General features: G+C 67.1%; 17 protein-coding genes and 7 pseudogenes. 12 read left to right on the top strand and 12 right to left on the bottom strand.

All coding sequences use genetic code 11. The annotated features are described in order from the left end of the window. Window positions 1-122: 122 nt before the first annotated feature. From KY389_RS14360 to rplU, 5 genes and pseudogenes are all read right to left on the bottom strand, one after another. A pseudogene (locus KY389_RS14360) lies at window positions 123-363 on the bottom strand (transposase); the annotation flags it as partial. 70 nt (window positions 364-433) lie between these two features. Beyond that, window positions 434-1,432 carry an LLM class flavin-dependent oxidoreductase gene (locus KY389_RS14365; RefSeq protein ID WP_219831684.1) on the bottom strand — a complete coding sequence of 333 codons (999 nt, stop codon included), beginning with the start codon at window positions 1,430-1,432 and terminating at the stop codon, window positions 434-436. A gap of 150 nt (window positions 1,433-1,582) precedes the next feature. Further along, a complete protein-coding gene (locus KY389_RS14370; RefSeq protein ID WP_219831668.1) occupies window positions 1,583-2,167 on the bottom strand; it encodes a GNAT family N-acetyltransferase in 585 nt (194 codons plus the stop codon). A gap of 106 nt (window positions 2,168-2,273) precedes the next feature. Continuing rightward, the gene (rpmA, locus tag KY389_RS14375) at window positions 2,274-2,546 is read right to left on the bottom strand and encodes a 50S ribosomal protein L27 (protein WP_219831669.1); all 273 of its coding nucleotides are present in this window, start codon (window positions 2,544-2,546) and stop codon (window positions 2,274-2,276) included. Between the two features lie 21 nt (window positions 2,547-2,567). Beyond that, window positions 2,568-2,927, bottom strand: a pseudogene (gene rplU, locus KY389_RS14380) (50S ribosomal protein L21); the annotation flags it as partial. A gap of 290 nt (window positions 2,928-3,217) precedes the next feature. Between rplU and KY389_RS14385 the strand changes: the two are divergent. Next, complete coding sequence (locus KY389_RS14385; protein WP_219831671.1) at window positions 3,218-4,195, top strand: putative zinc-binding metallopeptidase; 978 nt, start codon at window positions 3,218-3,220, stop codon at window positions 4,193-4,195. A 22-nt stretch (window positions 4,196-4,217) separates the two neighbouring features. On the opposite strand, the gene KY389_RS14390 is transcribed toward KY389_RS14385, so the two are convergent. Then, entirely contained in the window at window positions 4,218-6,038 is a 1,821-nt protein-coding gene (locus KY389_RS14390) for an ABC-F family ATP-binding cassette domain-containing protein (RefSeq protein ID WP_219831672.1), read from the bottom strand. A 148-nt stretch (window positions 6,039-6,186) separates the two neighbouring features. Here KY389_RS14390 and KY389_RS14395 point away from each other — a divergent pair, with 148 nt between their 5' ends. Continuing rightward, a complete protein-coding gene (locus KY389_RS14395; protein ID WP_219831673.1) occupies window positions 6,187-7,185 on the top strand; it encodes a Fe(3+) ABC transporter substrate-binding protein in 999 nt (332 codons plus the stop codon). Between the two features lie 131 nt (window positions 7,186-7,316). After that, window positions 7,317-8,255 carry a nucleoside hydrolase gene (locus tag KY389_RS14400; RefSeq protein ID WP_219831674.1) on the top strand — a complete coding sequence of 313 codons (939 nt, stop codon included), beginning with the start codon at window positions 7,317-7,319 and terminating at the stop codon, window positions 8,253-8,255. 115 nt (window positions 8,256-8,370) lie between these two features. On the opposite strand, the pseudogene KY389_RS15540 reads toward KY389_RS14400, so the two are convergent. The 3 pseudogenes from KY389_RS15540 to KY389_RS15545 form a co-directional block, all read right to left on the bottom strand. Then, window positions 8,371-8,541 (bottom strand): annotated as a pseudogene (locus KY389_RS15540) (transposase); the annotation flags it as partial. Between the two features lie 406 nt (window positions 8,542-8,947). Next, window positions 8,948-10,107, bottom strand: a pseudogene (locus tag KY389_RS14410) (phage portal protein); the annotation flags it as partial. Between the two features lie 64 nt (window positions 10,108-10,171). Beyond that, window positions 10,172-10,379, bottom strand: a pseudogene (locus KY389_RS15545) (phage head-tail joining protein). 83 nt (window positions 10,380-10,462) lie between these two features. Here KY389_RS15545 and KY389_RS14415 point away from each other — a divergent pair. From KY389_RS14415 to KY389_RS14425, 3 genes are all read left to right on the top strand, one after another. After that, a complete protein-coding gene (locus tag KY389_RS14415; protein WP_219831675.1) occupies window positions 10,463-10,708 on the top strand; it encodes a type II toxin-antitoxin system CcdA family antitoxin in 246 nt (81 codons plus the stop codon). Further along, window positions 10,708-11,004 carry a CcdB family protein gene (locus KY389_RS14420; RefSeq protein ID WP_219831676.1) on the top strand — a complete coding sequence of 99 codons (297 nt, stop codon included), beginning with the start codon at window positions 10,708-10,710 and terminating at the stop codon, window positions 11,002-11,004. The genes KY389_RS14415 and KY389_RS14420 overlap by 1 nt, the downstream gene beginning before the upstream one ends. A gap of 321 nt (window positions 11,005-11,325) precedes the next feature. Further along, a complete protein-coding gene (locus KY389_RS14425) occupies window positions 11,326-11,517 on the top strand; it encodes a hypothetical protein (protein ID WP_219831677.1) in 192 nt (63 codons plus the stop codon). Window positions 11,518-11,533: 16 nt separating this feature from the next. On the opposite strand, the gene KY389_RS14430 is transcribed toward KY389_RS14425, so the two are convergent. Genes KY389_RS14430 through KY389_RS14440 form a run of 3 tightly spaced genes read right to left on the bottom strand, consistent with a single transcriptional unit; the run spans window position 11,534 to window position 13,149 of the window. After that, the gene (locus KY389_RS14430; protein WP_219831678.1) at window positions 11,534-11,878 is read right to left on the bottom strand and encodes a hypothetical protein; all 345 of its coding nucleotides are present in this window, start codon (window positions 11,876-11,878) and stop codon (window positions 11,534-11,536) included. Next, window positions 11,875-12,891, bottom strand: coding sequence for a DUF4236 domain-containing protein (locus KY389_RS14435; RefSeq protein WP_219831679.1), 1,017 nt, complete (start codon window positions 12,889-12,891; stop codon window positions 11,875-11,877). The genes KY389_RS14430 and KY389_RS14435 overlap by 4 nt, the downstream gene beginning before the upstream one ends. A gap of 3 nt (window positions 12,892-12,894) precedes the next feature. Continuing rightward, window positions 12,895-13,149 carry a hypothetical protein gene (locus tag KY389_RS14440; protein WP_219831680.1) on the bottom strand — a complete coding sequence of 85 codons (255 nt, stop codon included), beginning with the start codon at window positions 13,147-13,149 and terminating at the stop codon, window positions 12,895-12,897. A gap of 166 nt (window positions 13,150-13,315) precedes the next feature. Between KY389_RS14440 and KY389_RS14445 the strand changes: the two genes are divergently transcribed. From KY389_RS14445 to KY389_RS14470, 6 genes and pseudogenes are all read left to right on the top strand, one after another. After that, a complete protein-coding gene (locus KY389_RS14445) occupies window positions 13,316-13,780 on the top strand; it encodes an RrF2 family transcriptional regulator (RefSeq protein ID WP_219831681.1) in 465 nt (154 codons plus the stop codon). A gap of 188 nt (window positions 13,781-13,968) precedes the next feature. Next, on the top strand, window positions 13,969-14,178 hold the full coding sequence (locus KY389_RS14450; RefSeq protein WP_219831682.1) for a hypothetical protein: 210 nt from the start codon (window positions 13,969-13,971) through the stop codon (window positions 14,176-14,178). A 71-nt stretch (window positions 14,179-14,249) separates the two neighbouring features. After that, window positions 14,250-15,388, top strand: a pseudogene (locus tag KY389_RS14455) (sulfate ABC transporter substrate-binding protein). 40 nt (window positions 15,389-15,428) lie between these two features. Further along, entirely contained in the window at window positions 15,429-16,241 is an 813-nt protein-coding gene (gene cysT, locus KY389_RS14460; RefSeq protein WP_219831685.1) for a sulfate ABC transporter permease subunit CysT, read from the top strand. Window positions 16,242-16,252: 11 nt separating this feature from the next. Continuing rightward, a pseudogene (gene cysW, locus KY389_RS14465) lies at window positions 16,253-17,130 on the top strand (sulfate ABC transporter permease subunit CysW). Between the two features lie 11 nt (window positions 17,131-17,141). Next, complete coding sequence (locus KY389_RS14470; protein ID WP_219831683.1) at window positions 17,142-17,861, top strand: sulfate/molybdate ABC transporter ATP-binding protein; 720 nt, start codon at window positions 17,142-17,144, stop codon at window positions 17,859-17,861. Window positions 17,862-18,188: the final 327 nt, after the last annotated feature.

The raw sequence follows: 18,188 nt of genomic DNA on the forward strand, positions 1-18,188 counted from the left end.
GGTGAAACGGCTTTTCCTCAAGTCGTCGCTCCTTCAGGTTGGGCAGACTCTCGATCACAGCGAGGGAGCGTCCGGGGAGCAGGTCAAGGGGATTGCTCTGCCACTGCCTCGAACACGGGCAGCCAGAACCCCGCCTTGGCCCAGCGATCATCGCGGTTGTACACCGTCGTCCGCCGACCGTAGCGCTTGGGCCGGGCGCGCCACGGCGCGCCCGTGTGCAGATTGTGGAACCTGCGCAGGATGTGGAAAATGCCGCTGATCACCCGGCGGTCATCCAGCCGCGCCACCCCACGCGGCCGGTCGGGCAACAAGGGCTGCAATCACCGCCCGCTCGCCATCGCCCAGATCATGCCTGCCTGTCATCCGCACCTCTGTTTCCAGAAAGCGAGTCACAACAACCCGGCACAGGGCAACCTGTTTGAGGATTCGCGGCCTAGGCGGCCTTCGCGGCGGGCATGTCCGACAGAACCTCTGCCGCGATCTCGAAGCTACGCAGCCGCGCTGCGTGGTCATGGATCTGCCCGGTCAGGATGACCTCGTCGGGCCGATGCCTCGCAATCAGTTCGGCAAGCTGGTGCCGGACGGCGGCCGCATCCCCCACCGCACTGATCCGCAAGGCCCGATCCACAGCCTCGCGCATCCGCGCACCGATCACCGCGTCGATATCATCGACGGGAGGCGGGAGCTTGCCCGGCTGACCGCTGCGCAGCCGGGCAAAGGCAAGCTGCATCGTGGTCCGCAATCGTTCCGCCTCGGCCCGATCATCGGCGGCAAAAACATTGATCGCCATGATTGCCCGGGGCCGTTCGGCATGGCGCGAAGGGCGGAAATGCGCGCGATAGACCTTCAGCGCAGATTCCAGATGGTCGGGCGCGAAGTGGCTGGCGAAAGCATAGGGCAGGCCCAGATGCGCAGCCAGTTGCGCCCCGAAAAGACTGCTGCCGAGGATCCAGACCGGCACATGCGTCCCCTCTCCGGGCAGGGCGCGAACCGCCGCGCCGGGCCGCTCGTCGCCCAGGTACGATATCACCTCGACCACGTCCTGAGGAAAGCTGTCGGCTATCGGATCGCGCCGCAAGGCCCGGATGACAGCCCCATCCCCACCATGAGCGCGCCCAAGACCCAGATCGATCCGCCCTGGAAAGACCGTCGCCAAGGTGCCGAAAGCCTCGGCCACGGTCAGCGGCGCGTGATTGGGCAGCATGATCCCGCCTGCGCCCACGCGCATCCGCTCGGTTGCCTGCGCGACCAGCGAAATCAGCACCGATGTCGCGGCCGAGGCAGTGCCCGGCATGTTGTGATGTTCCGCCAGCCAGAAGCGGTGATAGCCCCAGCGTTCGGCATGGCGCGCCAGATCGACACTGTTCAGGATCGCCTGCCGCGCGTCCTGCCCCTCGGGCACCGGCGACAGATCCAGAAGCGAATAGGGAATATGCTCACTCATCCCCGAAAGCTAGGCCGCCCGCGCCCGGATTCAATCCCCGCCCGCGCATTTGCCTGGCAGAAATATCCTCAGGGGGTGAATTGCCCGGCACGGGCGAGAAGGGGCGCGAGCGCCCCCTGCCATTGGCTCGTAGGCCGGTCAGCCCATCTTGCGCAGATAGGTCCAGGTCGGCACGCGGGCATTGCGCGCGACCGACCAGCTTTCGGCATCGCCCAGATAGACGAAGCCGCAATTGGTCAGCACCCGGGCCGAGCCGGGATTGTCCTGAAAGGCCTCGGCGAAAAGCGTGCGCGAGCCATGCGGATTGGCCGCGACCAGCCCGGCTACGGCCTCGGTCGCAAAGCCGGTATTCCAGAACCCGGCACCGACCCAGAAGCCCAGCTCGGACTGGTCGCCCTCCATCCGGGTCAGCGACACGACGCCCAACAGCTCGGCCAGCTGGCTGTGCGAGCCGTCGATGGCCCAGACATCCTCGCGCCGGTCGGCAGCCAGGGCGCGGGCCACGAACCCCTCGGCCGCGCCGGGGGGCAGCGGATGGGGGATGGCGCGCGTCCCCTCGGCCACGCGGCGGTCGGCGGTATAATGGGCGATCAGCCCGGCATCGGACACGCGCAGCGGCCGCAGCAGCAGACGCTCGGTCTCGATCGAAATCTGGTCGGCGGCGCCAAGCGCCAATGCGTTGAGGTCGTCCAGAGCGGTCCCCTCCCTCAAGGGTGCAGACATCACCATGTTTCCTCCTCCGGAAACGGGCTTGAAACGGAACGTTGAAATGGCCGGGGGGACCGGCTTCCGCCGATCCCCCCTCTAGCAGCGAATTGTTACGCTCGGGTTACTCGGCGGCGTCGAGGGTTGCAGGCATCACCGAAACGAAGGTGCGGCCCTTCAGGCCCTTGCGGAAGGTCACCTGGCCATCGGTCAGCGCGAACAGGGTGTGATCCTTGCCCATGCCGACATTGACGCCCGGCCACATCTTGGTGCCGCGCTGACGAACGATGATGTTGCCGGCGACGGCGTCCTGCCCGCCATAGAGTTTCACGCCAAGACGGCGGCCAGCCGAATCGCGACCGTTGCGGGACGAACCGCCTGCTTTCTTGTGTGCCATGGGTCAGTCTCCTTACGCTTCGACGGTGGCTTTGGTGGAAGCACCGATTGCGGCCTTGACGCCGGTCTTGTCGGCGCCGGTTTCCAGCACGTCGGTCACGCGCAGCAGGGTCAACTGCTGGCGATGGCCGCGGGTGCGCTGCGAGCTGTGCTTGCGGCGGCGCTTGACATAGGTGATCACCTTGTCGGCCTTGATCTGGTCGATCACCTCGGCCTGCACGCAGGCACCGGCGACCAGGGGCGCGCCAAGGGTCGAGCCGACCATCAGGACTTCGTTGAACTGGACTTTTTCGCCAGCGGCGGCGGCCAGCTTTTCGACACGCAGGACATCGCCTGCCTTGACCTTGTATTGCTTGCCGCCCGTTTTCAGAACCGCGAACATCGCTTCACATCCTTTTCCTGCCGCGTCCTGCGGCCCTGCCGGATCGTGGGCGGCTGGCGCCCACCGAGGACAGAGTTGAGGGGCAAGGCCCCGCCTTCGGACAGCGCACCCGCCATGCGGGTGTCATGAACAAACGCGCCGACCAGAAACCTATGGCCCGACCGCATCACGCGCATATGGACGAGCGCGCGCCCGGTGTCAAGAAAGCCTCTCGAAACTTTGCGCAATCCGGCGAGGGAACCGCAGGCCGCCGCGGGGACTCTCTTGCTGTTGGCGGATCAGGAACCGGAATGCAACGCTTTGCCTGCCCCTGCTGCGGGGCCCGCGCTTATTTCCACAACCTCGACTGCCTCTGCGGCACGAGGCTGTGCTACGATCCCGAGACCCGAGCGATGGTGGCGGATGCGCCCGTCTGCGCCAATCGCGAACTGATACGATGCAACTGGGTGGCCGATCCCGGATCGGCGATCGGGCTCTGCCGGTCCTGCGCCATGTCGCGCGTCATTCCCGATCCGGGTATCGGCGACAATCGCCTGCTGTTCGACCGGGCCGAGCGCGCGAAGCGGTGGGTTCTGGCGAATCTGTCGAACTGGGGGTGGTTCACCAATGCCGATCCCGGCCGCCGGCCGCATTTCCTGATGCTGTCCGAGCATGTCGAAGGCAGGACCGAACAGATCACGATGGGCCATGCAGCGGGAGAGATCACCATCAACATCACCGAGGCCGACGCGCTGATCCGCCTGCAGCGCCGGCGCGATCTGGGCGAACAATATCGCTCGATGGTCGGCCATTTCCGGCATGAACTGGCGCATTTCCTGTTTGACCGGCTGGCCGTCGCCCCGGATTTCCTGCCCGCTTTCCGCGATGTCTTCGGCGACGAGCGTCAGGATTACGCGGCGGCGCTCGCACGTCACTACGCCGCGCCGCGCGATCCGGGCGAGGATTTCATCACCCCCTACGCGACGGCCCATCCCCATGAGGACTGGGCCGAAACGGCGGCCCATCTGATGCATCTTGTCGATTTCACCGACAGTTTCGCAAGCGCGGGACTGACCATGCCGGGAATGCCACCGGATTTCCGCCCCTATGAGGAAACCGATACCGACTTGTTGCTGAGCGTCGGCACCGAGGTCGCCATCGCGGTCAATGACATCAACCGGGCGCTGGACAATGACGACCTCTATCCCTTCGTGCTGACCCCGCAGGTGCGCCACAAGCTGCGCTTTGCCCATCGCTGGCTTAGTCGGCACCCCGGGCGGGACGCCTGAGCCGCCCCGTCCCCGAAGCCCCTCAGCCCTCGGCGCGCTCCTCAAGGGTCAGCCATTCCTCTTCGGCCTGGGCCAAGGCGGCCTGTCGTTCGACCAGCGCCTCCGAGGCTTTGCGGAACTTGGCGGGGGCGGTCTGGAACAGGTCCGGGTCCGACAGGAATTCGGTCAGCTTGGCGATCTCGGCCTCGAGCCGCGCGATGATGCCGGGCAGCGCGTCCAGCCGGTGCCTTTCGCTGAAGCTGAGCCCCTTGCGCAAGGCAGGCTTGGCGGCCTCGGCGGGGCGATCATCCCTGGCCGCCTCGCGCAGGGGCGCCGGGGGCGCCGCAGGCTGCGCCTCGGCGCGTTGGGCACGGTAATCGCTGTAGCCGCCGGCATAGACCGTGGCGCGGCCGTCGCCCTCCATCGCAATGGTCGTGTCGGCCACGCGGTCGATGAAGTCGCGGTCGTGGCTGACCAGCAGAACCGTGCCGTCATAGTCGCCCAGCAGATCCTGCAACAGGTCCAGGGTCTCGACATCCAGATCGTTGGTCGGCTCGTCCAGAACCAGCAGGTTCGAGGGGCGCGCCATCAGCCGGGCCAGCAACAGCCGCGCCTTTTCGCCGCCCGACAGGCTGCGGACCGGAGCGCGAGCCTGCGCCTCGTCGAACAGGAAATCCTTGAGATAGGCGACCACATGGCGCGGCTGGCCGCGCACCATGACCTGATCAGCCCGGCCCGAGACGCGCATCTCGGGATCGCCGGTCAGCGATTCCCACAGCGTCTGGTCGGGGCTCAGCGCGGCGCGGGCCTGATCGAAGACCGCGATTTCCAGATTGGTGCCAAGCGTGACCTGCCCCTGATCGGGCGCGATCTCGCCGGTCAGGATCTTGACCAGCGTGGTCTTGCCCGCCCCGTTCGGGCCGACAAAGGCGATCCGGTCGCCCCGGTTCACCCGCAGATCGAAGGGCCGCAATATCACCCGCTCGCCGAAGGTCTTGGCGATGCCCTGCGCCTCGATCACCTTCTTGCCCGAGACCGGACCCGAATCCAGCGCCATCGCCGCCGTGCCCTGACGGCGGATCTGGGCGCGCCGTTCGGCGCGCATGGCCGCCAGCGCGCGCAGGCGGCCCTGATTGCGCTTGCGCCGGGCGCTGATCCCTTCGACCGCCCAACGGGCCTCGGCCTTGATCTTGCGGTCCAGCTTGTGGCGAGCCTCGTCCTCGGCGGACCAGACGGCCTCGCGCCAATCCTCGAAAGCGTCGAAACCCTTGTCCTGGCGCCGCACCTCGCCCCGGTCCACCCACAAGGTCGCGCGCGTCAGGCGGCGCAGAAAGGCGCGGTCGTGGCTGATCAGCACGAAACCGGCGCGGGTCTGTGACAGATGCTCTTCCAGCCAGCCGATCGCCTCGATGTCCAGATGGTTGGTCGGCTCGTCCAGCAGCATCAATTCGGGCGCCTGCGCCAGAAGCCGCGCCAGCGCCGCGCGCCGGCGTTCCCCGCCCGAGGCCGTGGCGACGGGACGCTTTGGGTCGAATTTCAGCCCCTCGGCGGCCATGTCCACGCGGTAGCCTTCGTCCTCGGGCAGGCCCGCGCGGGCAAAGGCGCCAAGCGTGTCGAAGCCCGTCAGATCGGGATCCTGCTCCATATAGCCGACCGAGACACCGGCGGACAGGACGACCTCGCCCCGGTCGGGCTCGACCAGGCCGGCCATGACCTTCATCAGCGTGGACTTGCCCGAGCCGTTGCGCCCCACCAGAGCGACGCGGTCGCCGGGGTGGATGGTCAGCGAAAGGCCGTCGAATACCGGATCGCCGCCAAAGGTCAGCGAGATATCGGTGAGTTGCAGAAGGGGTGCGCGTGCCATGCGCGGGGCCTATCGCGCAGTTCCGCTCTGGTCAATCCGTCCGGATCCGTCGCGCGCAAGGGGCGATTTCGCGCGTGGCGCAGATTTTCTTGACAGCTTTCATCGGATTATGGCAAGAGCAGCCGGAAACCTGACAAAAGAGGTCAACATGCGTCTTCTGACCACCGCCGCCGTTCTGGGCGCCACCGCGATCCCGGCCTTCGCCCAGGAGGTGAACGTCTATTCGCACCGTCAGCCCGAACTGATCCAGCCGCTGTTCGACGCCTTCACCGCCGAGACCGGTATCACGGTCAATTCGTCCTTCGTGGACAAGGGCATGGTCGAGCGTCTGCAAGCCGAAGGCGCGCGTTCGCCCGCCGATCTGATCCTGACCGTGGACGTGGCCCGTCTGGGCGAGGTCAAGGATGCCGGGGTCACCCAGCCGATGGATGCCGAGGCGCTGTCGGTCATTCCCGCGACCCTGCGCGACGACGAGAACCACTGGTTTGCCCTGACCAGCCGCGCGCGCATCATCTATGCCCACAAGGACCGTGTGGCGGATGGCGAAATCACCACTTACGAGGATCTGGCCGATCCGAAATGGCGGGGCCGGATCTGCACCCGCACCTTCACCCATGACTACAACGTCGCCCTGACCGCCGCCCACTTGGCCCATCACGGCGAAGAAGCCACCCTGGCCTGGCTGGAAGGCATCAAGGCGAATCTCGCGCGCAGGCCCGAAGGCGGCGACCGCGACCAGGTCAAGGCGATCTGGGCCGGGGAATGCGACATCGCCATCGGCAACACCTATTACATGGGCAGCATGTTGGCCGATGACGAGCAGAAGGCCTGGGCCGAATCGGTGCGCATCGAATTTCCGACCTTCGAGAATGGCGGCACGCATCTGAACGTCTCGGGTGTCGCTATGACCGCAGCCGCACCCAACCGTGACAACGCACTGAAGCTGGTGGAATTCCTGGTCGGCGACGAGGCGCAACGCATCTATGCCGAGACGAACCACGAATTTCCCGTCAAGGAAGGCGTGGCACTGTCCGAGCTGGTCGCAAGCTGGGGTGAATTCGAGGCCGACGATCTGAGCTTGTCCGAGATCTCGGACCTGCGCCCGCGCGCGCTGGATCTGATCGAGCAGGTCAACTTCGACGGTTGATCCCGGCCGGGGGCGGGTGATCGGGACCAGCCCCCACACCGCCGGGATATTCGAACCAGGGCAAAGGCGCAGGCGGGGCTTGCGCCTTTCGCATGTCTGGCGCAGGTTTCGGCCTGATATTGGAGTGAGAGATGGCGCAGAAGATCATCATCGATACCGATCCCGGCCAGGACGATGCCGTGGCCATCCTGCTGGCGCTGGCCTCGCCCGAGATCGAGGTTCTGGGCGTTGTGGCGGTGGCAGGAAATGTGCCTCTGGCGCTGACCGAGGTGAATGCGCGCAAGATCGTGGAACTGGCCGGGCGTGCCGACGTGCCGGTCTTTGCGGGTTGCGACAGGCCGCTGGCGCGTGATCTGGTGACAGCCGAGCATGTGCATGGCAAGACGGGTCTGGACGGGATCGACCTGCCAGAGCCCGCCTTGCCGTTGCAGGAGCAGCACGGGGTCGAGTTCATCATCCAGACATTACGCCAGGAGGCGGCGGGCAGCGTGACGCTGGTGCCCATCGGCCCCCTCACGAACATTGCCGAAGCGTTCCGCCGCGCCCCCGACATCATCGGCCGGGTGCAGCGCATCGTGCTGATGGGCGGGGCCTATTTCGAGGTGGGCAACATCACCCCGGCTGCCGAGTTCAACATCTATGTCGATCCAGAGGCCGCCGCCGAGGTCTTTGCCTCAGGCGTGCCGATCGTGATGATGCCGCTGGATGTGACACATAAGGCATTGACATCGCGCGATTGGATCGAGGGGATGCGGGCGCTGCCGGGGCGATGCGGCCCCGCCGTGGCAAGCTGGACCGATTTCTTCGAGCGTTACGACCGCGAGAAATACGGCAGCAGCGGCGCGCCGCTGCACGACCCCTGCACGATCGCCTGGCTGCTCCGCCCTGATCTGTTCGAGGGTCGCGAGATCAATGTCGAGATCGAGACCGAAGGAAAGTTCACAACCGGCATGACCGTCGCGGATTGGTGGCGTGTCAGCGGCCGGACGCCGAATGCCCTGTTCATCCGCGACGTGGACCGCGACGGCATGTTCGCATTGCTGACCGAGCGGCTGGCGCGTCTGCCCTAGCAGGGTGCTGAAGAAGTTGGCGGCGCGGAACGGTTCTCTTTCGGCGCAGGCGACTGCATCTGGTCTTGGCTTCTGCGAGGCAGGTGAACTGCGTGCCTGACGCGGTTTCCCGGCATCAGGCAGCCAGCACGTTGGCGGTCATCGTCAGGATGAAGCGGAAGCGCGCCTTTTCAAGGCCGCGACAGACGGTCCGGGCCATGCCGCCGACGGTTTTGGCTCAGCCGAAGGCCTGCTCGATCCGCTTGCGGTCCCGCTGGGACCTGGCGTAGCCGTCGTGCTGGGTCGTGCAGCTGTAACCATCCGGTCTGACCGCTATCCGTTCCATCGCCATGGCAGCAGGCCGGTGATCCTGTTGATCTTGCAGTCCGGGATGCGGGCGAGGGTGTCGGCAAGCGGGGATTTCCCCGGGATTTCCGTCAGCCTCATGGCCAGCCATCGCTCAAGGTCGCCGAAGACCGGGGCGGCATGGTCTCGAACAGGTCTCCTCCAACGCGGCGCGCTGGGCTGGAAGGTCGATGGCGTCCAGAACAAGATCGGCGGCGACACCCACGAGGACGCCGAAGTCAGCGCCGCCACCATGCCCGGATGCCCACCCGCCTCGGCGGCAAGCGCTCGGCCATGGATGCGCCCTCGGGTCGCTGCAGCAGCGCGATGATCTGCGCCTGCTTGGTGCCAGCGCGCATGGTAACAGGCCTTGCCTCGTAGCCGGAGAGCGCCAGCGCACCGGAAAGCACGGCCGGAGCCATCCGGCGTGCATAGACGAGTCGGCAGAGCTGCCAGACCATGACCGAGTGCTGCCAGGCCGAGACGCGGCGGCGGCATTCGATCAGCGCGAGGCGCGAATTCGAGAAGTTCCCCTGCACCATGTCGTTGGCGAGGTAAGGGTAAGGGATGCCCAGCGCGGCGGAAATCTGCAGCAGCGTGCGGTACTGGAACGGCTCGTAGGTCTCGCCGCTGTCGGCGGGCTGGCCGACGGTGACATCCTCGCCCGGATCAAGGCGCACGATCTGGCCGGGGCTGATCTCGACCCCGTCTGGCACTTCGTCATCCGCGGCAGGTGCAAGCGGGTTCTCTGGCGCAGGCGATGTCACGAACATCGCATACATCGCCGCGACCTTCTTCCGGTCCAGCTCGGCATCGTCATACTGATCGAGCAGGAACAGTTTCACGATGGCCGGGGCCAGTTTCGACACGCCGCGCAGCTGACCGCCCTCGACCGGGTCGATGACATGGATCACCTCCGATGCCGGCACGCGCACGATCTCGCCCGCCAGCCCCGGATCGGTGCTGTCGTCGGGATGGCGGCGCAGGAAATGATAGGCCACGCGCCGCCCGATGCGGTCGAACTCGATCCCCTGCCGGATGGCGTTGCCGTTGGCCGCCGTCCCGGTCTGCTCGAGCGGCAGCATTTCCGCAGGCAGCATCTGCAGATGCAGCGGCACCGTGAGCCCGTCACCGGCGCGGCGCATCCGGATCCGGAAGAACACCTCACCCGCCATGAACACCTCGCGCGCGGCGCTGGAGCCCATGGAAATCCGTCAGCCCCTCGGCATCGGCCTCGTCCGTCCAGGCAAGCCAGAGACGCTGCAACTCTTCCTTGCGCGCAGCATCGCCGATCTTCGAGATCGGCTTGATGCCGTCGCCCACGGGGTCGGCGGCCCAGCTTTCGACCGCATTCACGGCATAGCCATTGTTGCGCACGAGCCAGCGCGCGGGCGGTGATATCGGGCCCGGCGGCGGCGATCAACGCGTTGACATGGGCGCGCGTTGCGCGGAATCCGCGCAGGCGGCGGTGGTACTGGCCGGCATCGAACCCGCCGATGAAGGCCCCGAGGCGCTGCCGCCAGTTCATTGCGCCAGTTCATTGCGCCAGTTCATTGCGCCAGTTCATTGCGCCAGTTCATTGCGCCAGCTCATCACAGATCCTTCACGGCGAAGGGGCGCAAGACGCGCCGGCTGGTCGGTTCCAGCGCCGCGATCCGGCGCTCGATATCGGCAATGGCGGCGGCCAGTTCCGCGTCCGAGCCATCATTGATGCTCTTGCCGTCATAGCTGACTGATCGCGTGCCGCTTTAGCGCGGCCAGCAGCGCGCTGTGGTGGGCCTTGAGATCATCGAGGGTCATGGGGGTCTCGGGTTGCCTGTCGCGCAGAGCGCTTGTTGTGAACACGCATCGTGTGTATTCTGGTTGTGTCGATGGAGGGTCCGATGCCGCAGAACAGCACCGAGAAGCAGCGCACGAATGTCTCGCTGACCGCCTCCACCCTTGCCGCCGCGCGCGATCTGGGTCTGAATGTCTCAGCGATCAGCGATGCCGCGCTGGCCGAGGCCGTGCGCGCGGCGAAGGCCGAGGCCTGGGCGCGCGAGAACGCCGAGGCCATCGCCGAGCGCCGCGTCTGGATCGAGGCCAACGGCACCCCACTGGCCGATCTTCAGGTTCTGAAGCTCGGCTGATGGCGCAGTTCCAGGTCTATCGCGTGCCGGGCGGGCGGCTGGTGCTCGACCTCCAGACCGATCTGATCGAGACCGGCACCCGCGTGGTTGCGCCGCTGGTGCCCGCCGCCTCGGGGCCGAAGGCCATCGGGCGGCTCGAGCCGGTCTTCGAGATCGAGGGTGCCGCGCATGTGCTGCACACGGCCGAGATGGCCGCGATCCCTTCGGCCCTCTTCAAGGCGTCACCCGTCGCGGATCTTTCGCGGTTCAACTACGAGATCCGGGGTGCCCTCGACATGGTTTTCTCGGGCTTCTGACACTCCATGTATCGGGGCGTGCTGATCTTCCAGCCGCGCCGCCTTGGCGTTGTGAATTTCCCGGCTTGCGGGGCTGTCGGTTTCTCCAGCGCGGCATCCATCGCGACAGCGGCGGTCTCAACCCCTGCCTGTTTCTCCATCTGCCGCCACATCCGCTCGTCGAAGCGGTCTGCACCGAGGATGCCGGTGCGGGTAACAGCGTTCGCGCCAGAGGCCCGCCCGCGCGCGAGGCCATCTCGCAGAGCCTTACACTGAAAGGCACCGGCACGGCTGGTCTGGCGACCATCGGTGCCGCTGGGGTCGAGGTTGCGCAGGAAGTCCTTGGCAGAAGCGCAAGGGCCGTTCTTCCGCTGGTGCAGCATCTCGACACCCCCGTTGGCTGTTCCTCCTGCTGGCGCTGGGCGGCCTGCCGGGCTCTCCGACGAAGAGATCGCCGCCTTCATGGACGAGGCCATGGCGGGCGACTACGACCATATCCTGCAGACCGCGATGCGCTGGTTCGAGATCAGGTGAGGTAAGCCGATCCGCTTCAGGAAGAGGCGTCAGACTGTATCCCGAAGACCGCCGCGCACTCGGCCTGCCATGCCGCGCGGTGCTGCCGGGGATCCTCCGGAAACCGGCCCAGCGCCACCGCGAGATCGAAGAAGCCCCGCCGGGGCATATCGCCCGCGCGGCTGATCACCAGTGCTGCGATCATCGGCCGACCAGCGGCGACATCCTCGCGCATGGTCTGCTCGAGCGCGGCGGCGACGCGCTGGATCGTGCCGGGTGGTTGCAGTCCGAGTGCTGTGGCCACGTCGTGATAGGTCGTGAAGGGGTCAGCCGGGGTGCGGCGCGACAGCAGCGCCCGCGCTTCACCCGCCAGCGCGGTCATTCGCCCAGCCCCAGCCGTTCACGCACATCCTCGAACCCCGGATCCTCGGCATAGACGCGCTCCAGCTCGCGCCGTCCCTGCGCCTTGCGGCCGACCTGGTCGTAGAGCACCGCGCGCTCGTAGCGCAGCTGGCGCAGGAGGGTGTCGGCACGGTCCTTGCGGCGGCGCAGCGCGAGCGTGAGCGCGTCGAGGGCGGCGTCAGCCAGCCCGAGCCGGGCGAGCGCGCGGCCCCGGTAGAGCAGGAGCGCCGTGTCCACCGGTGTCTCATTTGCGATCCCGGCAGTCAGGGCGATGACCCGTTCCAGCTGCGCGCGGTCCGCGTCGCCCTCGAGGGTCAGTTCCGCGAAGGACAGCAGGACCACCGGATCAGCCGGCTCGATCGCCAGCAGCCGCTCGACATGGCGCATCGCCGCAGCGCGGTCCCCGGTGAGCTGGGCGATCTCCACGAGCGCCAGAAGCGTGCCGCGTTCGCGGGGGCGGGCATGGGCATCGACCTCGGGCGTTACCGGAAAGGTCACCTGCGCGGCGATCCCGTATTTCTCGAAGAGACTTCCCAGCCGGTCGAGCCCGCCCAGCGCGGCCTCCAGATGACGCTGCGCGGGCGCGAACTCCTCGCGCCGGAGCCGCAACATCCCCGCCATCCAGGCGGCATCGGGCAGGCTGGCGGCCTTCTCGAACGCCGCGAGCGCCGCCCCCTCGTCGCCCGCGTTCAGCGCCTTCAGCCCTTCGACCAGCGCGCGCTCATCCGCCGGCGTGACCAGCCGCTGGAAGAAGCCGAGGTTCAGCCTGTCGCGCGCGGCGACCTGGGGCGCATTGGCGGCTGATGGGCGGCGTGGCTCGTGGACGGTGTAGAAGAGGCCCGTTCCCGGCAGACCGGCCGTGACCCGGTTGCCGCGCGGGCTGACGGTGTATTTCGCGCCGCGCGGGCCGAAGGACAGCGACGCCGTCGATTTCGACAGGTTCAGCGAGACCCCGGGAGCAATCCGGATGCGGCGCCAGAAGCGGAAGGACATGGCTCAGCCCCCGCGAGCACCGGCGGCGATCCGGTCGAGCGTGTCCAGCGCATCCTCGAGCGTCTTCACGGCACCGAACTTCTCCATCCCGGTCATGTTCGGGTTGGACCGGATCGCCCCCGTGCCCTGCACCAGCGCCTCGCGGACAGCCGCACCGCGATCCGGCGTGCCCAGCACGATCTGACCCATCAGGATCTGGATCAGCATGTTCTGGGCTACCAGCTGCCCCGCGAAGACCTGCGTGTCGTTGCCCTTCACTTTCACCCCCCTTTGCACTTCGGCAATCGGATGCCCGCTTTCCGGTGCCCCGCCACGACTTCGCCTGCGTCGTGGGCAGGTCATGCGCACCGAATCCCAACAATACACGACCGGCGCAAGCGTGATTTTATGTTGAGTCGCCGCCGCCTGCAGCGTATTCGAGGCCATGATCACGCAGAAGATGAAATATGCCCTGAAGGCGCTGATGGAACTCGCGGCCGAGCGCGCCGGTGAGGGGCGGCCGCTGCGGATCGAGGAGATCGCCACCAGGTCGGGCACGCCGAAGCGGTTTCTGGAACACATCCTGCTGGAGATCCGCAATGCGGGCTTTATCGCGTCCGTGCGCGGGCGGCATGGGGGCTACATCCTCATCAAGGAGCCGCGCGAGGTTCCTCTGAGCGAGCTCATGCGGCTGATTGACGGACCCATCGCCCCTCTGCCGTGCCTGTCGCGGCGGGCGTATCAGCGCTGCGAGGATTGCCCGGACGAGGGCGCCTGCCGCCTGCGGCAGGTCTTTGGGCAGGTGTTCCGGTCCTACCTGGTGCTTATCGACTCGCTGACGCTGGCCGACCTGGTTGACCGTCCTGCCACAGCCGAGGCGGTCGTCGCGGGCCGCCGGTTCGGGGCCTGATTCTGCGCCCGATTCGGGGCCCCAGTCAGGGCCTGACAGGTCCACAAGCCGCTGCGCCTGCGTGACCGAAGAACAATCATCTACTTTCACGACCATTTTTGACGTGATTATTTTGTTGCTTTCCCGATCATCTCTGTCGTGATTGTCGTTATGGAGGCATAGCGCCTCCCGATCGACAGGAGGACGAGATGTTCGCACGCCCCCGCTTTCCCACCGCCCCCACCCCGGAAGGCGATGACATGCTGGCCCTCATGGCCCACGCCATGGGCTGCGCTTCGCTGGCCGCGCCGCCACGGCAGTCGGTCGCGGCGCCGGCCAGACTGACGGCCGATCCCGTCGCCCGGCCGCGCCCCCTCCCGCAGCCGAACCTCGTCGCCGCACCTTGGGGGCTGCGATGACCGTCGAGTTCTCCCCCGCTCACTCAAGGCAGGCCGAGGCCGCGCCACATCCCGCAGAAAGGGCCATTCCCATGATCCACACCATCGCCATCGGCTCGCATGTCCTCGCCCAAGGCCCGCTCGTCGCACATCTGCCGGACGGTCGCCTCGTGATCGAGGCGGGGGGGCGGACAGTGGCCGGCCGGCCGCCGGCGGCCCGGACGGCCGGGTTGGGGGGTTGGAAAGGGGCCGTTGCGGCTGCCCTGTTCGGCCTGTCGTCGCTTCTTGCGACGGCACCCGGGGCCTCGGCCCAGACACTCTTGAACGTCAGCTACGATCCGACGCGCGAGTTCTACCGCGAATACAACATCTGGTTCGCGGACTGGTGGGTGGCGCAGGGCAATCCGCGCCCGACGATCCAGACCTCGCATGGCGGATCGGGCGCGCGGGCCCGCGCGGTGATCGATGGCTTGGGCGCGCATGTGGTCACGCTGGCGCTGGCGGTGACATTGACGCCATCGCAACCCAGACGGGCCGCATTCCCGAGGACTGGCAGTCGCGCCTGCCGCACAACTCCTCGCCCTATACCAGCACAATCGTGTTCCTGGTACGTGAGGGCAACCCCAAGGGCATCGAGGACTGGGATGACCTGATCGCCGAGGGCATACAGGTCATCACCCCGAACCCAAAGACCAGCGGCGGGGCGCGGTGGAATTACCTCGCCGCCTGGGGCTATGCGGAGCGCAACGGCCTCGACCCGCGCGAATTTGTCGGCGCGCTTTACCGCAACGTGCCCGTGCTCGACACGGGGGCGCGCGGATCGACGACAACTTTCGCGCAGCGCGGCATCGGCGACGTGCTGCTGGCCTGGGAGAACGAGGCCCATCTGGCGCTGGCCGAACTGGGCGAGGACCAGTTCGACATCGTGGTGCCTTCGATCTCAGTGCTGGCCGAACCCCCGGTGGCGCTGGTCGAGGGGAACCTGCCGGACGACGCCACACGGGCGCTGGCGACCGCCTATCTGGAACAGCTCTACAGCCCCGAGGCGCAGGCCATGGCGCTGCGACACTACTATCGCGCCTGGGATGTGTCGGCCGCCGACCCGGAGGATGTGGCGCGCTTTCCCGACCTCGTGCGGCTGACCATCGAGGATTTCGGCGGTTGGGCCGAGGTGCAGCCCCTGCACTTTGGCGACGACGGGATCTTCGACCAGATCTATCAGGGGCAGTGACGTGACGGCCCGCCCCTTCGCTCTGCGGTCGCCCACCCCGATGCCGGGGTGGGGGCTGTCCTTCGGGATCATGCTGACGATGCTGTCGGTGGTGGTCCTGATCCCCATGGCGGTGCTCTTGTGGCGCGGCTTTGTCGGTTTCGGCGCGGCCGAGATGTGGGCGGTGATCAACCGCCCCCGGGTCTGGAATGCGCTGGAACTCAGCTTCCGCGCCGCGCTGATCGCCTCGCTCTTCAACCTCGTCTTCGGCGTGCTGCTGGCCTGGGTGCTGGTCCGCTACCGCTTTCCGGGCAAGCGGATCATCGACGCCGCGGTGGACCTGCCCTTTGCCCTGCCCACCGCCGTGGCAGGCATCGCCCTGACGGCGATCTATGCGCCCAACGGCGTGTTCGGCGCCCCGATCCTTCAGACCTTCGGCATCCGCGTCGCCTATACCGAGATCGGCATCTGGATCGCGCTGATCTTCGTGGGCCTGCCCTTCGTGGTGCGCACCGTGCAGCCGGTGATCGAGGAAATCGACCGCGAGACCGAGGAAGCCTCGGCCACCCTCGGCGCCTCGCGGCTGCGCACGATCACCCATGTGATCCTGCCGATGCTGGCCCCGGCGGCGCTGACCGGCTTTGCGCTCGCGCTCGCCCGGTCGGTGGGAGAATACGGGTCGGTCATCTTCATCGCGGGCAACCTGCCCAACGTGACCGAGATCGCGCCCCTCCTCATCGTCATCCGGCTGGAGGTGTTCGACTATGACGGCGCGGTCGCCATTGCGGTGGCGATGCTGGCGATTTCGTTCACGCTGCTGCTGGCCATCAACCTGATCCAGATCCGGAGCCGCCGCCGCATGGGCGCGGTGTGAGGAGCAAAGCCATGACCGATATCACCGCACCCTTGCATCGCACCCACCGCTGGCGCCCGGCCACGACCGAGCCTGCGCTGGTCAAATGGGCGCTGATCGGCCTCTGCCTTGCCTGCTGACCGTCCTTCTGTTCGCGCCCCTGATCGCGGTCTTCGACGAGGCGCTGCGGCGCGGCTGGGCTTTCGCCTTGGCCTCGCTGTCGGACCCCGACGCGCAGTCGGCGATCCGGCTGACGTTGCTGGTCGCCGCTGTGACCGTGCCGCTCAACGCGGCCTTCGGGATCGCCGCCGCCTGGGCGATCACCAAGTTCGACTGGCGCGGCAAGGCCTGGGTCATCACGCTGATCGACGTGCCGTTCTCGGTCTCGCCGGTCGTCGCGGGCTTGCTGTTCGTGCTGATGTTTGGTGCGAATTCGGCACTCGGCGCGTGGCTGGTGGCGAATGGCTTCCCCATCGTCTTTGCCGTGCCCGGCATCGTGCTCGCGACGCTGTTCATCACCTTCCCCTTCGTCGCCCGCGAACTGATCCCGGTGATGCTGGAACAGGGCCGCGCCGAGGAGGAGGCCGCGCTGACCCTTGGCGCCTCGGGCTGGCGCACCTTCCTGACCGTCACACTGCCCAATATCCGCTGGGCGCTGCTCTACGGCGTGCTGCTCTGCAACGCCCGCGCCATGGGCGAGTTCGGGGCGGTCGCGGTCGTCTCGGGCAAGATCCGGGGCCAGACCACCACGATGCCGCTGATGATCGAGATGTTCTACAACGAATACCTTTCGGTCGCGGCCTTCACGATGGCGGGCGTGCTCGCGCTCCTTGCCCTCGTCACGCTTACCCTGAAATCCGCGCTGGAATGGCGATACGCCGACCAGCTTGCGGCCACCCACCGCCATTGATGGAGGATGCGATGAACATCGAAATCGAAGAGATTTCCAAGGAGTTCGGCACCACCGCCGCGCTGCATCCTGTGTCGCTGTCGATCCCCTCGGGCACGCTCGTGGCACTGCTTGGTCCCTCGGGATCGGGCAAGACCACGCTCCTGCGCATCCTCGGCGGGCTGGAGTTCCCCTCGGCCGGCCGGGTGCTGTTCGACGGCGCCGACGCCACGGGCCTGACGGTGCAGGAACGCCGGGCGGGCTTCGTGTTCCAGTCCTACGCGCTCTTCCGGCACATGACGGTCTTCGACAACATCGCCTACGGCCTGCGCGCCCGCCCGCGCAAGTCCCGTCCCCCGTCGGCCGAGATTGCCCGCCGCGTGAAAAGGCTGCTGGACCTGATCAAGCTGCCCGACATCGGTGCGCGCTATCCCAACCAGCTCTCGGGCGGCCAGCGCCAGCGCGTGGCACGGGCCCGGGCTCTGGCGATCGAACCGCGGATGCTGCTGCTGGACGAACCCTTCGGCGCGCTCGATGCCAAGGTGCGCAAGGAGCTGCGGCAGGGCCTGCGCGACATCCACGATACCACCGGCCTGACCACCGTCTTCGTCACCCACGACCAGGAGGAAGCGATGGAACTGGCCGATCTGATCGTCGTCATGTCGATGGGCCGAATCGAACAGGTGGGCAAGCCCGAGGACATCCGCGCCCGGCCCAGAACCCCCTTCGTGCGCGAGTTCATCACGGCATGAGGCGGGGATGGACGGTTGACCACGTCAGGCCCAGCCGAAGTGCCGCGGCGGCTGCGTTGGGCATTGCGCCTCACCACCGCCCGGTGGCGCCCGCCCACCGCTCTGTCCATCGCCGAGCGCGACAGCCTCCGGCAGGCGGAATGCAGCGGCTGGCTGTGACCTGCCCCTGTTTTAGGGCCACCCGTAAGTCGAGTTTGTTCTCTTTTTGTGTGCCATCATTCGGCGGCGTGAGCAATGGGCGCAGGCGCGAAGCCATCAATCAGCTCAAGCGGCTGCGCCCATTGCGTTTTATCGAAGGGCCTCGCTGCTGCGAATTCCTCCGGGGTC

The sequence above is a fragment of the Paracoccus bogoriensis genome, assembly GCF_019431455.1.
Taxonomy (GTDB): domain Bacteria; phylum Pseudomonadota; class Alphaproteobacteria; order Rhodobacterales; family Rhodobacteraceae; genus Paracoccus; species Paracoccus bogoriensis.

What these genes read in the sequence shown, in the direction of transcription:
- KY389_RS14450 (WP_219831682.1), top strand. Translation starts at nt 13,969, where the DNA reads ATGTTCGCACGCCCCCGCTTTCCCACCGCCCCCACCCCGGAAGGCGAT.
- KY389_RS14430 (WP_219831678.1), bottom strand. Translation starts at nt 11,878, where the DNA reads ATGACCGCGCTGGCGGGTGAAGCGCGGGCGCTGCTGTCGCGCCGCACC.
- KY389_RS14445 (WP_219831681.1), top strand. Translation starts at nt 13,316, where the DNA reads ATGATCACGCAGAAGATGAAATATGCCCTGAAGGCGCTGATGGAACTC.
- cysT (WP_219831685.1), top strand. Translation starts at nt 15,429, where the DNA reads ATGCCGGGGTGGGGGCTGTCCTTCGGGATCATGCTGACGATGCTGTCG.
- rpmA (WP_219831669.1), bottom strand. Translation starts at nt 2,546, where the DNA reads ATGGCACACAAGAAAGCAGGCGGTTCGTCCCGCAACGGTCGCGATTCG.
- KY389_RS14390 (WP_219831672.1), bottom strand. Translation starts at nt 6,038, where the DNA reads ATGGCACGCGCACCCCTTCTGCAACTCACCGATATCTCGCTGACCTTT.
- KY389_RS14435 (WP_219831679.1), bottom strand. Translation starts at nt 12,891, where the DNA reads ATGTCCTTCCGCTTCTGGCGCCGCATCCGGATTGCTCCCGGGGTCTCG.
- KY389_RS14385 (WP_219831671.1), top strand. Translation starts at nt 3,218, where the DNA reads ATGCAACGCTTTGCCTGCCCCTGCTGCGGGGCCCGCGCTTATTTCCAC.
- KY389_RS14415 (WP_219831675.1), top strand. Translation starts at nt 10,463, where the DNA reads ATGCCGCAGAACAGCACCGAGAAGCAGCGCACGAATGTCTCGCTGACC.
- KY389_RS14470 (WP_219831683.1), top strand. Translation starts at nt 17,142, where the DNA reads ATGAACATCGAAATCGAAGAGATTTCCAAGGAGTTCGGCACCACCGCC.
- KY389_RS14395 (WP_219831673.1), top strand. Translation starts at nt 6,187, where the DNA reads ATGCGTCTTCTGACCACCGCCGCCGTTCTGGGCGCCACCGCGATCCCG.
- KY389_RS14400 (WP_219831674.1), top strand. Translation starts at nt 7,317, where the DNA reads ATGGCGCAGAAGATCATCATCGATACCGATCCCGGCCAGGACGATGCC.
- KY389_RS14370 (WP_219831668.1), bottom strand. Translation starts at nt 2,167, where the DNA reads ATGTCTGCACCCTTGAGGGAGGGGACCGCTCTGGACGACCTCAACGCA.
- KY389_RS14420 (WP_219831676.1), top strand. Translation starts at nt 10,708, where the DNA reads ATGGCGCAGTTCCAGGTCTATCGCGTGCCGGGCGGGCGGCTGGTGCTC.